Source organism: Streptomyces sp. NC-S4, assembly GCF_054353315.1.
The window spans coordinates 7,760,704-7,773,417 of the sequence record NZ_CM135937.1; the positions used below are offsets into that span (position 1 = coordinate 7,760,704).

12 protein-coding genes and 2 pseudogenes are annotated in these 12,714 nt (G+C 69.9%); 2 read left to right on the forward strand and 12 right to left on the reverse strand.

Translation table 11 applies throughout. The features are described from left to right. Nucleotides 1-29: 29 nt before the first annotated feature. The 5 genes from ACXNSR_RS34720 to kdpF form a co-directional block, all read right to left on the reverse strand. Entirely contained in the window at nucleotides 30-698 is a 669-nt protein-coding gene (locus ACXNSR_RS34720) for a response regulator (protein WP_458639291.1), read from the reverse strand. 142 nt (nucleotides 699-840) lie between these two features. Further along, entirely contained in the window at nucleotides 841-1,557 is a 717-nt protein-coding gene (locus tag ACXNSR_RS34725) for a potassium-transporting ATPase subunit C (protein ID WP_458639292.1), read from the reverse strand. A 6-nt stretch (nucleotides 1,558-1,563) separates the two neighbouring features. After that, entirely contained in the window at nucleotides 1,564-3,666 is a 2,103-nt protein-coding gene (gene kdpB, locus ACXNSR_RS34730) for a potassium-transporting ATPase subunit KdpB (RefSeq protein WP_458639293.1), read from the reverse strand. Then, complete coding sequence (kdpA, locus tag ACXNSR_RS34735; RefSeq protein ID WP_458639294.1) at nucleotides 3,663-5,327, reverse strand: potassium-transporting ATPase subunit KdpA; 1,665 nt, start codon at nucleotides 5,325-5,327, stop codon at nucleotides 3,663-3,665. The genes kdpB and kdpA overlap by 4 nt, the downstream gene beginning before the upstream one ends. Before the next feature lie 6 nt (nucleotides 5,328-5,333). Continuing rightward, a complete protein-coding gene (kdpF, locus tag ACXNSR_RS34740; RefSeq protein WP_458639295.1) occupies nucleotides 5,334-5,423 on the reverse strand; it encodes a K(+)-transporting ATPase subunit F in 90 nt (29 codons plus the stop codon). A 434-nt stretch (nucleotides 5,424-5,857) separates the two neighbouring features. Between kdpF and ACXNSR_RS34745 the strand changes: the two genes are divergently transcribed. Next, complete coding sequence (locus ACXNSR_RS34745) at nucleotides 5,858-7,741, forward strand: APC family permease (protein WP_458639296.1); 1,884 nt, start codon at nucleotides 5,858-5,860, stop codon at nucleotides 7,739-7,741. A 229-nt stretch (nucleotides 7,742-7,970) separates the two neighbouring features. Beyond that, complete coding sequence (locus ACXNSR_RS34750; protein WP_458639297.1) at nucleotides 7,971-8,483, forward strand: universal stress protein; 513 nt, start codon at nucleotides 7,971-7,973, stop codon at nucleotides 8,481-8,483. 124 nt (nucleotides 8,484-8,607) lie between these two features. Here ACXNSR_RS34750 and ACXNSR_RS34755 read toward each other — a convergent pair whose 3' ends face one another. The 7 genes and pseudogenes from ACXNSR_RS34755 to ACXNSR_RS34785 form a co-directional block, all read right to left on the reverse strand. Further along, entirely contained in the window at nucleotides 8,608-9,720 is a 1,113-nt protein-coding gene (locus tag ACXNSR_RS34755; protein WP_458643472.1) for a CobW family GTP-binding protein, read from the reverse strand. A 26-nt stretch (nucleotides 9,721-9,746) separates the two neighbouring features. Further along, nucleotides 9,747-9,833, reverse strand: a pseudogene (gene rpmE, locus ACXNSR_RS34760) (50S ribosomal protein L31); the annotation flags it as partial. A gap of 145 nt (nucleotides 9,834-9,978) precedes the next feature. Further along, nucleotides 9,979-10,640: pseudogene (locus ACXNSR_RS34765) on the reverse strand (CobW family GTP-binding protein); the annotation flags it as partial. Between the two features lie 6 nt (nucleotides 10,641-10,646). Further along, nucleotides 10,647-10,817, reverse strand: a complete 171-nt coding sequence (gene rpmF / locus ACXNSR_RS34770; protein ID WP_458639298.1) for a 50S ribosomal protein L32 — start codon at nucleotides 10,815-10,817, stop codon at nucleotides 10,647-10,649. Between the two features lie 328 nt (nucleotides 10,818-11,145). Beyond that, complete coding sequence (rpsN, locus tag ACXNSR_RS34775) at nucleotides 11,146-11,451, reverse strand: 30S ribosomal protein S14 (RefSeq protein WP_458639299.1); 306 nt, start codon at nucleotides 11,449-11,451, stop codon at nucleotides 11,146-11,148. Beyond that, a complete protein-coding gene (gene rpmB, locus ACXNSR_RS34780; protein WP_458639300.1) occupies nucleotides 11,451-11,687 on the reverse strand; it encodes a 50S ribosomal protein L28 in 237 nt (78 codons plus the stop codon). The genes rpsN and rpmB overlap by 1 nt, the downstream gene beginning before the upstream one ends. Nucleotides 11,688-11,782: 95 nt before the next feature. After that, the gene (locus ACXNSR_RS34785; protein ID WP_458639301.1) at nucleotides 11,783-12,691 is read right to left on the reverse strand and encodes an NADP-dependent oxidoreductase; all 909 of its coding nucleotides are present in this window, start codon (nucleotides 12,689-12,691) and stop codon (nucleotides 11,783-11,785) included. Between the last annotated feature and the right edge of the window lie 23 nt (nucleotides 12,692-12,714).

Here is a 12,714-nt window from a genome sequence, read left to right on the forward strand (position 1 = left end):
CTTCTTCTCTGTCGACGATCGGCCGGTGATCAGGGTTCGAAGCGGTATCCCATGCCCGGTTCGGTGATCAGGTACCGGGGGTGGGAGGGGTCCGCTTCGAGTTTGCGCCGTAGCTGGGCCATGTAGACGCGCAGGTAGTTGGTGTTGTCCCCGTACGTCGGCCCCCAGACTTCCAGCAGCAGCCGAGCCTGGGTGATCAGGCGGCCCGGGTGGGTGATGAGGATTTCCAGCAGGTGCCATTCCGTCGGAGTCAGACGTACGGTGCGGTCGCCCCGCCGTACCTTCCGGGCGACGAGGTCGACGGTGAACCCGTCGGTCGTCACCACGGCGACGTCCGGCCGGGAGGCCGCCGGGGCCTCGTTCCTCCGGGCGGCTGCCCGCAGGCGGGCCAGGAGTTCGTCCATGCTGAACGGTTTCGTCACGTAGTCGTCCGCGCCGGCGTCCAGGGCCCGGATCTTGTCCTCCGAGGTGTGCCGGGCGGACAGGACCAGGATGGGCACGCGGGACCAGCCGCGGACGTTCTTGATCACGTCGACGCCGTCCATGTCGGGCAGCCCGAGGTCCAGCACTATGACGTCCGGCTTGCGGGCGGCCGCGAGCCGCAGGGCCGAGCTGCCGTCCGGGGCCTCCTCGACCTCGAACTTGCGCGCCTGCAGGTTGATCTTCAGTGCGCGGACGAGCTGGGGATCGTCCTCCACCACCAGCACCCGGGTCGTCGGTGTGCAGCCCTTCCTTCGTTACGGGCACGGTCAGGGAGCCGACGGGGCGCTCGGGCACCCCCCAGCGTCTGCTGGGGGAGTTCCGCGTCCCGCCGGCTCCCGGTCCGTGCGATGTCGAGCATCAGCTCTCGGTCAGTGCCTTGAGGGCGGTGTTGAGCTCGAGGACGTTGACGCGGGGCTCGCCCATGAAGCCGAGGGTCCGGCCGGCGGTGTGGTCGGCGACGAGCTTCTCGACCTGCTCGACGTCGAGCTCGTTCTGTTCGGCGACCCGGTGGACCTGGAGCTTGGCGTACTCCGGGGAAATGTTCGGGTCCAGGCCCGAGCCGGAGGAGGTGACGGCGTCGGCCGGGACGTCCTCGGGCCTGACTGTGTATCCGGCCGTGGAGTTGTCGGCGATGACCGCTTCCTTGGCGGCGACGACCTGTGCGCAGAGGGTGCCTTCCTCGGCGTCCTTGGTGCACCGGCCGTCCACGGCCCCGTTGTCGGCGGCGCGGTTGGTGGCGCCGGAAAGGATCAGCGAGTACTGGGTGTTGACCGAGTTGCTGCCGAGACCGCCCGAGGGGCGCGGCTGGAACCACTTCAGGTCCGGCTTCGCGGCCTCTTCGGCGTCGTCGGGGTTCTGCTTCGGGAGGTTGTAGGTCTGCCCGATGAGCGAGGAGCCCACGACCTGCCCGCTCTTGTCCTTGATCTCGGAGCCGTTGGCCTTGTCGTTGAACAGGGCCTGGGCGATGCCGGTGACGGCGAGCGGGTAGATGATCCCGCAGATCACGGTCAGGACGAGCAGGGCGCGCAGGCCCGCCCCGATCAACCGCGCCGTGTTGCCTACAGAGTTGTTCATGTCGTCTCAGCCGATTCCGGGGATGAGGGTGATGATCAGGTCGATGAGCTTGATGCCGATGAACGGGGCGATCAGACCGCCCACGCCGTACAGCCCCAGATTGCGGCGGAGCATCTTGTCCGCGCTGGTCGGCTTGTACTGGACGCCCTTGAGGGCGAGCGGGACGAGCGCGATGATGATCAGCGCGTTGAAGATGACGGCCGAGAGGATCGCCGACTCGGGGGAGTGCAGGCCCATGATGTTGAGCTTGTCGAGGCCGGGGTAGACGACCGCGAACATGGCCGGGATGATCGCGAAGTACTTCGCGACGTCGTTGGCGATCGAGAAGGTGGTCAGGGCGCCGCGCGTGATCAGGAGCTGCTTGCCGATCTCGACGATCTCGATGAGCTTGGTGGGGTTGGAGTCCAGGTCCACCATGTTCCCGGCCTCCTTGGCGGCCGAGGTGCCGGTGTTCATCGCCACGCCGACGTCGGCCTGGGCGAGCGCGGGGGCGTCGTTCGTACCGTCACCGGTCATGGCGACGAGTTTGCCGCCGGCCTGCTCCCGCTTGATGAGGGCCATCTTGTCCTCGGGGGTGGCCTCGGCGAGGAAGTCGTCGACGCCCGCCTCCTCGGCGATGGCCTTCGCGGTGAGCGGGTTGTCGCCCGTGATCATGACGGTCTTGATGCCCATGCGGCGCAGCTCGTCGAACCGTTCGCGCATGCCCTCCTTGACCACGTCCTTGAGGTGGATGACTCCCAGGACGCGGGCGCCCTCGTCATCCTTCACGGCGACGAGGAGCGGCGTACCGCCCGCTTCCGAGATCTTGTTCGCGAGGAGGTCGGCGTCGTCGGCGACCTCGCCGCCCTGCTCCTCGACCCAGGTGATGACCGAACCGGCCGCGCCCTTGCGGGTCTGCTTGCCGTCGACGTCGACGCCGGACATGCGGGTCTGGGCGGTGAAGGCGATCCACTCGGCCTGGGCCAGTTCACCCTGGTGGCGCTCGCGCAGCCCGTACTTCTCCTTCGCCAGGACGACGATGGACCGGCCCTCGGGGGTCTCGTCGGCCAGAGAGGACAGCTGGGCGGCGTCCGCCAGTTCGGCTTGGGTGGTGCCCTTGACGGGTACGAACTCGGAGGCCTGGCGGTTGCCGAGGGTGATGGTGCCGGTCTTGTCGAGCAGGAGCGTGGAGACGTCACCGGCGGCTTCGACGGCCCGGCCCGACATGGCCAGGACGTTGCGCTGGACCAGGCGGTCCATGCCCGCGATGCCGATCGCGGAGAGCAGGGCACCGATGGTGGTCGGGATCAGGCAGACCAGCAGGGCCGTCAGCACGATCATGGACTGCTCGGCGCCCGCGTAGATCGCGAAGGGCTGGAGAGTGACGACAGCCAGCAGGAAGACGATCGTGAGGGACGCGAGGAGGATGTTCAGCGCGATCTCGTTGGGCGTCTTCTGCCGGGCCGCACCCTCTACGAGCGCGATCATGCGGTCGATGAAGGTCTCGCCGGGCTTCGTCGTGATCTTGATGACGATCCGGTCGGAGAGGACCTTCGTGCCACCGGTGACGGCCGAGCGGTCGCCGCCGGACTCCCGGATGACGGGAGCGGACTCGCCGGTGATGGCCGACTCGTCGACCGAGGCGACGCCCTCGAGGACGTCACCGTCGCCGGGGATGATGTCGCCGGCCTCGCAGACGACGAGGTCGCCGATCTTCAGCTCGGTGCCCGCAACGGACTCCTCACCGCCGCCCCGGGTCAGGCGGCGGGCGACGGAGTCGGTCTTGGCCTTGCGCAGGGTGTCGGCCTGGGCCTTGCCGCGGCCCTCGGCCACCGCCTCCGCCAGGTTGGCGAAGACCGTCGTCAGCCACAGCCAGACGGTGATGGCCCAGCCGAACCAGTTCGTCGGGTCCTTGAGGGCGAGGACGGTGGTGACCACCGACCCTATGAGGACGACGAACATGACCGGGGACTTGATCATGACGCGGGGGTCCAGCTTGCGTACCGCGTCGGGGAAGGACCTGATGAGCTGCTTGGGGTCGAACAGGCCCCCGCCGACGCGGCCGGCCGGCGGCTTGTGGCCCGTGGGCAGGTCCTCGTGCGGAGCACGGGTCTCAGTGGCGGTGCTCATGATGCGAGCCCTTCGGCGAGCGGTCCCAGCGCGAGGGCGGGGAAGTAGGCCAGACCGGTGACGATGAGGATCGTGCCGACGAGCAGGCCGGTGTAGAGCGGCTTGTCGGTACGGAGGGTGCCCGCGGTCTCGGGGACGGGCTTCTGTTCGGCGAGCGAGCCGGCCAGCGCGAGGACGAAGACCATGGGCAGGAAGCGGCCCAGCAGCATCGCGATGCCGATCGTGCTGTTGAACCACTGGGTGTCGGCGTTCAGGCCCGCGAAGGCGGAGCCGTTGTTGTTGGCGCCCGAGGTGTAGGCGTACAGCACCTCGGAGAAGCCGTGCGCGCCCGAGTTCAGCATCGAGTTCGGCGGGGTCGGCAGGGCCATCGCCGCTGCGGTGAAGCACAGCACCAGGGCCGGGGTGATGAGGATGTAGCACGCGGCGAACTTGATCTCGCGGGTGCCGATCTTCTTGCCCAGGTACTCGGGGGTGCGGCCGACCATCAGACCGGCGATGAACACCGCGATGATCGCCATGATCAGCATGCCGTAGAGGCCGGAGCCGACGCCGCCGGGAGCGATCTCGCCGAGCTGCATGCCCAGCAGCTGGATGCCGCCGCCCAGGCCGGTGTAGGAGGAGTGGAAGGAGTTGACCGCACCGGTCGAGGTGAGCGTGGTGGCGACGGAGAAGATCGCGGAGGCTCCGATGCCGAAGCGGGTCTCCTTGCCCTCCATGGCGCCGCCCGAGACCTCGAAGGCCGGGCCGTGGTGGGCGAACTCGGTCCACATCATCAGAGCGGTGAAGCCGACCCAGATGATGCCCATGGTGGCGAGGATCGCGTAGCCCTGGCGCAGGTTGCCGACCATCCGGCCGAAGGTACGGGTCATCGCGAAGGGGATGACCAGGATCAGGAAGACCTCGAAGAGGTTCGAGAACGGGGTGGGGTTCTCGAAGGGGTGGGCCGAGTTGGCGTTGAAGTAGCCGCCGCCGTTCGTGCCCAGCTCCTTGATGACCTCCTGCGAGGCCACGGCCCCGCCGTTCCACTGCTGGGTGCCGCCCGTGAACTGGCCGACCTCGTGGATCCCGGCGAAGTTCTGGATCGCGCCGCACGCGACGAGGACCAGGGCGCCGATCACGGCGATGGGCAGCAGGATGCGGACGGTGCCGCGGACCAGGTCGGCCCAGAAGTTGCCGAGCTCGCCGGTGCGGGAGCGCGCGAAGCCCCGTACGAGGGCCACGGCGACGGCCATGCCGACCGCGGCGGAGACGAAGTTCTGGACCGCGAGGCCGCCGGTCTGGACGACGTGGCCCATGGCCTGCTCGCCGTAGTACGACTGCCAGTTGGTGTTGGCGACGAACGACGCGGCCGTGTTGAAGGCCTGGTCCGGGTCGATCGAAGAGAAGCCGAGCGAGCCGGGCAGGACGCCCTGCAGGCGCTGCAGCCCGTACAGGAAGAGGACGCTGACCGCGGAGAAGGCGAGGACGGCGCGCAGGTAGGCGGGCCAGCGCATCTCGGCGGACGGGTTGGCGCCGATTGCCTTGTAGATCCACTTCTCCGGCTTGTAGTGCTTCTCGGAGGAGTAGACGCGGGCCATGTGGTCGCCCAGGGGGCGGTAGGCCAGCGCGAGCGCGGCGATCAGTGCGAGGAGCTGGAGCACACCAGCGAGAACGGGACTCATCGGTGGCTAGAACCTCTCCGGCTTGACGAGGGCGAGGACGAGGTAGCCCAGCAGGGAGACGGCCACGACGAGGCCGACGATGTTCTCGGCGTTCACAGCTTGGTCACCCCCTTGGCGATGAGAGCCACCAGCGCGAACACCGCGACCGTGGTGACGACGAAGGCCAGATCGGCCATCGCGAGCTCCTGAGTGAAGTGAAGTGGGAGGAAATGAATCGGCCAGGTGGCCGATGACGAGACAACCGTGTCTTCATCCCGGCGTTAAGACGCCTTGACGGTGTCCATACGGGCGCACGGGGACTCTTAACGCCGCCCTGACGGAAAGGGCCGGAAAGGGCCGGAAAGGCCCGGTCACCCCAGGTGGGCCAGGCCTGCTGTGTCCAGGGCGGTCCCGTTCGACTCTCCCGCTCCGGCATCAAGGAGGCGTGAGGACCGCGGCGGCGGCCGTATGAACAACGTCAAGGACCCTGTTGATCCGGCCGTGGAATCCAGACGCTGTCCTCACTTTGCACAATGGAGGAACAGCGAGAGATGTCCATCGACATGGGAAAGACGGGCACGGCAGGACGGGCCCCGGGCACGGAGGAACCTCCTGATGCCGGTGTCCGCAAACCGCCGCCAGGGGACCGCCACCGGCTGACCGCCCTCCAGGGCCTGGCCGCGCTGTCGCTCGACGCGATGGCGTCCGTGGCGTACGGGCCGGAGTCGATCGTGCTCGTCCTGGCCGCGGCAGGCGCCTACGGCATGGGCTTCACCCTGCCCGTCACCCTGGCGATCGCCGCACTCCTCGCGGTGCTGGTGGCCTCGTACCGGCAGGTCATCGCCGCGTTCCCGGACGGTGGCGGCTCGTACGCCGTCGCCAGGAAGCACCTGGGCCGGCGTACGAGTCTGGTCGCCGCGGCCTCGCTGATCCTGGACTACGTGCTGAACGTGGCGGTGTCCGTCACGGCCGGCGTTGCCGCCCTGACCTCGGCCTTCCCCGAGCTGTACGCGGAACGGGTGTGGATCTGCCTCGGCATCCTGGTTCTGGTCACCGCGGTGAACCTGCGCGGGGTCGTGGAATCCGCCAAGGCGTTCCTCGTGCCCACCGCCGTCTTCGTCGGCTCGATCCTCGCGATGGTCGTCGTCGGGCTCTTCCGCGACGGTCCCGTCAGTACCGCGTCCGCTGCCGGACACGCCTCGGCCCTCGGCGAGGGCGCGACCACGGTGGGCGCGCTCCTGCTGCTGAAGGCCTTCGCGGCCGGCTGTTCGGCGCTCACCGGTGTCGAGGCCGTCGCCAACGCCGTGCCTTCCTTCCGGGCCCCGGCCGCCCGTCGTGCTCAGCGCACCGAGGTCGCCCTCGGCGCGCTGCTGGGCGTGATGCTGGTCGGCCTGTCGATCCTCATCGGGCGCTTCCACCTCCAGCCGGTCGAGGGCGTGACCGTCCTCGCGCAGCTCGCGGACGCCTCCTTCGGGCACAACGCCGCTTTCTACGTGGTCCAGTTCGCCACGATGGTGCTGCTCGCGCTGGCCGCGAACACCTCCTTCGGGGGGCTGCCCGTCCTGATGAGCCTGCTGGCCCGTGACAACCACCTGCCGCACGTCTTCGCCCTCAAGGCCGACCGCCAGGTCCACCGCCACGGCGTGGTGTGGCTGGCGCTCGTCTCCGGCCTCCTGCTCGTCTTCTCCGGCGGCGACACCAACACCCTCGTCCCGCTCTTCGCCATCGGAGTGTTCATCGGCTTCACCATCTGCCAGGTGGGCATGGTCCGGCACTGGTACGGGGAGCGCCCGCGCGGCTGGCGGGCGAAGGCGGCGCTGAACGGCTTCGGCGCGCTGCTGACCGGGGTCTCGGCGATCGTCGTCACCGCCACGAAGTTCACCGAGGGCGCCTGGCTGATCGTCGCCGCGCTGCCGTTGCTCGTGCTCGGCTTCCAGCAGGTCCACCGCGCGTACACCGAGATCGGTGAACGTCTGGAGCTCGGCCGGATCCCGCAGGCCCCGAGGCGCTCCCACTCCGTGGTCGTCGTCCCCGTCTCCGGTCTGTCCCGGCTGACCAGCCAGGCCCTGACCGCCGCCCGTTCACTCGGCGATGAAGTGCTCGCCGTGACCGTCACCCACCCGGCTCCCGAGGACCGTCGGGTGGCCGAAGCCCTCAGGCGGGACTGGGAGTTGTGGAAGCCCGGCGTCGAGCTGGTCGAGCTCTCCTCGGAGACCCGATCGCTCGGTCGCCCGCTGTCGGCGTACGTGAGGAAGCTGGCGCGGGCCCATCCGGACGCCCAGGTGACCGTGCTGATCCCGGAGACCGAACCCGCCCGGCTGTGGCAGCGGATGCTCCAGAACCAGCGCGGCTCCGTCGTCGCCCACGCGGTCCGGCGCGACACGGACGCCGTGATCTGCCGGCTGCGTTTCCGTATTACGGCCGGCGGACGCTGACGGGTGTTGACGCACCTCTGACGGCGGCTCGACGTCCCTCGTGCACCGCCCGTCAAGAGGGTGCCGATTCAGGCGCCCACATGCGCCCCCCGAGCTTCTGGCCGCCTGCGCGCGGGAGGCGGTCGGAAAGCTCCATCCGCGCGAACCGGTCAAGAGGCCGGTGCTGTTCGTCGAAGCCGTCGGATCCGTGCCGACCATGCTCTCGGCGCTCATTCAAAGGGAAGAAGCCATGTGCAGAGTCGTGGTCGGCGTGACCGGAACTCCAGGGAATATGGCGGTGCTGCACCGGGCCGCCGCGGAAGCCCGCGTGCGCGGTGCGGAGTTGCTGGCCGTCCTGGCCTGGCAGCCGCCCGGCGGCGAACTCGGAAGCCGCCACGGCCTCGGACCCTCTGCCCTTGCGCAATGCCGCGCCGCGGCTGTCGAGAGACTCCGCGAGGCCCTCGACACGGCCTTCGGCGCCGTGCGGCCCGGAGTCACCCTCGCGGGCCTCACGGTACGGGGGACTCCGGGCGCAGCGCTCGTCGACGTCGCCCGCGACACGGAGGATCTCCTCGTGGTCGGCACGGGTTCCCGCACCTTGCTGCGCCGCCTCATCCGCCCCTCGGTGGCCCGGCACTGCCTCGCCCACGCCGCCTGCCCCGTCCTCGCGGTTCCTCCCTCTCCGCTCCAGGCCGAGCTGGAGTCCGTACACCGTCGCAACATCTGGAGGGTTCCGCTCGACCTGCGGGAGCTGACCCCATGAGGGCGGCACCTCATGTGACGCGGTGGTCGACCGGGGGCGGCGGCGGAGGGGCGGCGGCCATGAGTGTTGTCCTCTGTGTGCGGGGCTACGGGGCTACGGAGTGCCGGTGAGTGGGGCGGGAGGGTCAGGAAACGGAGTCGAGCAACGGGCCGAATGCGGGCGGGAGCCGCTTCCACGCCTCCCGCCCGCCCGTGTACTCGGCTTCGGTCAGGAGGCACGAGTCCAGGAGCTGTTCGATCCCGTCGCGGTCGAGGCCCGGCGAGGTGAAGACCAGGTGCTGACAGCAGTCGCCGTGCTCGGGGTCCCAATCGAGGGCGGCCGCGGCCTGACGCATGGCGGGGACCAGATCCCAGGCGGCGTCGGGGAGCGAGGCCAGCCAGGGGCCAGCGTTCTCCACGCACAGCGCGCCGCCGGCCGCGTCCCAGGAGAGGAGGGTGTCGGGACGGTCGGCGAGCCAGAACCGGCCGCGGCTGCGGGCCGCAGCGCACGTCAGGTCCTCCAGGGCCTGGTAGAGCCGCTCGGGATGGAACGGCCGGCGGCGCTGCCATACGAGGGTGGCGACTCCGGCCTCGTCGGTCTCCTGGGGGAGGAGCGCACAGGCGGGGTGCTGGGCGGCGGCCGCTGCCTCCACGTCGAAGCCGGCGAACGCCGAGCGGGTGAGTTCGCTGGAGCCGGTGGGCACGCGGCGGGCCGTCGGGTGCAGTTGGGCCAGCAGGGCGCGGTCCTCGTCGTCGGCCTCCTCGCTGTCGGCGATCGCGAGGACCGGCGCGTACTCGAGCTGCCGGGCCCATGTGTCTGCGACGGTCCGCCGGTCGGTGGCCGCGGCGGCGAGTCCGGCCTCGGCGAGGTCGTCCCCGTTGCCGAGGCAGGGCAGGACGAGTGCGGGGTCCACGGCGGTGATCACGTTGGTGAGTTCGAGTACGTCACCGGCATGGGCGGCCACGACCTCGGCCATCGCCCGGGGCTCGACCGAGTCCCAGAGCTCCACAATGGCCAGGCGGGTCAGGCCACCGGAGGCCAGCCGCTCCAGCTCGGGGACGAGGTCTTCGCGCAGCGCGCAGCAGGCGCAGTCGTTGACCAGAGGAGTCTCGTCGGTGGACATCACGCCTCCCGAATCGCGCAGCGTGCGGAGCACGTTGCCGTCGGCCGCCGAGGACAGGTCGTGGTGCAGGGCGACACTGCCCGGCACGCTGCGCAGCAGGTGCTCGACGGTTTCCTTGCGCGCGTCGGCGTGCATACCTCCGACGATCACTACGGGGAGGGTCACTTGCGCCCTCCGTAGCGGCGCTCGAAGCGTTCGACCCGTCCCGCGGTGTCCAGGACACGGGCGGTACCGGTGTAGAAGGGGTGGATTCCAGGCTTCATGGGGTGGTTCTCTCCGGAGGTGGAGGGTCAGCGGCGTTCCGCCGGCTCTTGCGGGTGACGCAGGTGTGGGATTGGGACAAGGCCGGGCCGGACGGTGCCGTGGCTGCGACCACCGGCCGGCCCGGAGTCTTCAGGCGGCGCCCAGGGGCGCCTCGTGTTCGTGCTCGCAGGCGTCGTCGATTCCGTACGTCTCCCAGTCCGGGAAGTCGTCCACTGCGGGCACGGCTTCGCCCGGGCCGAGGAGGCACGCGGTGAGGGCCGCTCGCAGCGCTTCGACGCGCAGACCCGTGCCGATGAAGACGAGTTCCTGGCCCTGCGTGGTGTCCGGCCCGCTCACGCCCGAAGGTTCGAAGCGTGCGACCACGCCTGCCTGGGACCAGAGACCGGTTACCCGGGGGCGGCTGGCGAGCCGGAAGAAGCCCCTGGCACGCAAGATCTGCCCGAAGGCACCGCTGTCGAGTCCCTTGGTGACGAAGCTCCACAGCCGGCCGGGGTGGAAGGGGAGGTCGGCACGGAACACGAGCGAGGAGATTCCGTACTCCTCCGTTTCCGGGACGTGGTCACCGTTGAGCTCCTTGACCCAGCGGGGGGCCTGCTGAGCGCGCTCGACGTCGAACAGTCCGGTACCCAGGACCTGTTCCGGGGCACCTGGCCGCGGACGGCGGGAACGATCCTTGCGTCGGGGTTCAGCCGCGAGAGCGCGGCGCGCAGTCCGGCGACCTCGGGCGGCCCGACCAGATCGAGCTTGTTGAGCACGATGACGTCCGCGAATTCGATCTGGTCCATGAGGAGGCAGGGTCAGCCCTCGGGACGAAGCAGGCCGCGCTCGTACGCCTTCACCAGGCGCTGCGGCACCTGGTACACCGACCCGTCGACCGTGACCGGGACGAGCTGCGGCGTGCTGGCCTTCCATTGGGCGCGGCGGTGGCGGGTGTTGCTGCGGGACATCTTCCGCTTGGGGACGGCCATCGGGATCTCCTGTGAGGTGGGGCGGGCGATCGATGCGAGCCTATATGAAAACGACGACCATTTTCAATATGGGGGTGGGTGGCGGGGCTGCTCCGGTGAACGTGATCTCGTTGCGTCGCTCGCCGTGGGCCCGGCCCCGGAGCCGGCGGGCGCGGCGTCCCGCGCGGGGGAGGCGGGAGCTTCGACCCGGCAGGCGGCCTCGCGGACTTCCGGGTGAGCGCCGGCCGGGCGCCCGGTGGTGGCCGTCTGCGGCCGGCTCCTGTCGATGCACCCCACCGAGGGCGTGCGGTGGGGTGCGAGTCGCGGCTGCGGCGTCACTCGGCTCGGATCACCAGGAGGACTTGGTCACTCCTGGAAGGAATCCGGCGTGTGCCTGCCGACGGGTGCGGACCCGGGAGAGGCCGAACTTGCGGAGGTATCCGCGGGCGCGGCCGTCGACGCTGTCGCGGTTGCGCACGCGGGTGGCGCTGGCGTTGCGGGGCTGCCGCCGCAGCTCCGCGACGGCGGCCCGCCTTTCGGAGTCGACGGACGAAGGGCTGCTGATGGTGGCCTTCAGCTCGGCTCGCCTCGCGGCGTACCGCTCGACGATCGCCTTTCGCCGCTCGTTCTGCGCGACCTTGCTCTTCTTCGCCATCAGACCTTCCCTCCGCGTGCCCGGATCCGCGCCACGGCCGCTTCGACGCCGATCGAGGCCACCGTCTTGATCGCCTTGGCGCTCAGGGTCAGGCGGACGTGGCGGCCCTCGCTGGACAGCCAGTAGCGCTTGCTCTGGATGTTCGGGTCGAAGCGGCGTGACGTACGCCGGTGGGAGTGGGAGATGTTGTTGCCGAACCCTGGCTTTGCGCCGGTCAGTTGGCAGTGCGCGGACATGGGTGTTACCTGCCGTTCTCCGAGGTCACTACTTATTGGTAATGGAAACCATTCCCATATAGTAGCCCCATGGTGTCGCGCTCGCTCCGGTTGGCTCAGATGCAGATCACGATCTTTCCTCGGGTGCGTCCGCGTTCGGCGTGCGCGTGGGCGTCGGCGATCCGCTCCAGGGGGTAGGTCCGCTCGATCCGGGGTGTGTAGCGGCCTTGCCCGCCCAGTTCCGCCGCCGCGGACAGGAGAGCGGAGTCGTTCACCGCGTTGGCCACATGCGTGCCCAGGCGCTGCCCACCCGCGTGGTCGGCGACCGTCGCGACGCGCTTCGGGTCGCCCGCGATCGCGACGAGGTCCTCCAGGGAGCCGGAGGCCGCGGTGTCGAGCACGATGTCGACGCCCTGCGGAGCGAGAGTGGTGAGGCGCTGGGCAAGGCCGGGGCCGTAGGTGGTGGGTACGGCGCCGAGAGAGGTGAGGAACTCGTGGTTGCGTTCGGCGGCTGTCCCGATCACGGTGCGGACACCTTGGGCCACGGCGATCTCGACCGCCGCGCTGCCCACGCCTCCGGCGGCCCCCTCGATGAGGAGGGTGCGCCCCGCGAGGGGGCCGAGCGCGTCGAGCCCGCGCATCGCGGTCACGGACGCGAGACCGGCGCCCGCGGCCTGCTCGTCGTTCCAGGTGGCGGGGGTGTGCGCCCAGGCCGAAAGGATGAGCAGTTCCGCGGTCGCGCCGGTGACGCCTCCCAGCCCGAAGACCCGGTCGCCGATGCTCACCCCCTGCACCCCGTCGCCGATCTCGTCGACCACGCCGGCGCCGTCGCGCCCGGGAATGCCGGGCAGATCCAGGGGGAAGATCTGGTGCAGGGCGCCGGAGCGCAGCTTCCAGTCGATGGGATTGACGCCGGCCGCAGCGACGCGGACACGAATCTCACCGGGTCCGGGGTGGGGGTCGGGTACTTGCTCGATCACCAGGTTCTCCGCTCCGCCGTATTCGTGGAACCGGGCTGCGCGCATGATGGTCTGCCTTCCTTCGACGG

Excerpts from the sequence above, each read along its gene's own strand:
- ACXNSR_RS34725 (WP_458639292.1), bottom strand. The coding sequence starts at position 1,557 with ATGAACAACTCTGTAGGCAACACGGCGCGGTTGATCGGGGCGGGCCTG.
- kdpB (WP_458639293.1), bottom strand. The coding sequence starts at position 3,666 with ATGAGCACCGCCACTGAGACCCGTGCTCCGCACGAGGACCTGCCCACG.
- kdpA (WP_458639294.1), bottom strand. The coding sequence starts at position 5,327 with ATGAGTCCCGTTCTCGCTGGTGTGCTCCAGCTCCTCGCACTGATCGCC.
- ACXNSR_RS34745 (WP_458639296.1), top strand. The coding sequence starts at position 5,858 with ATGTCCATCGACATGGGAAAGACGGGCACGGCAGGACGGGCCCCGGGC.
- ACXNSR_RS34750 (WP_458639297.1), top strand. The coding sequence starts at position 7,971 with ATGTGCAGAGTCGTGGTCGGCGTGACCGGAACTCCAGGGAATATGGCG.
- ACXNSR_RS34755 (WP_458643472.1), bottom strand. The coding sequence starts at position 9,720 with ATGCACGCCGACGCGCGCAAGGAAACCGTCGAGCACCTGCTGCGCAGC.
- rpmF (WP_458639298.1), bottom strand. The coding sequence starts at position 10,817 with ATGGCCGTCCCCAAGCGGAAGATGTCCCGCAGCAACACCCGCCACCGC.
- rpsN (WP_458639299.1), bottom strand. The coding sequence starts at position 11,451 with ATGGCGAAGAAGAGCAAGGTCGCGCAGAACGAGCGGCGAAAGGCGATC.
- rpmB (WP_458639300.1), bottom strand. The coding sequence starts at position 11,687 with ATGTCCGCGCACTGCCAACTGACCGGCGCAAAGCCAGGGTTCGGCAAC.
- ACXNSR_RS34785 (WP_458639301.1), bottom strand. The coding sequence starts at position 12,691 with ATGCGCGCAGCCCGGTTCCACGAATACGGCGGAGCGGAGAACCTGGTG.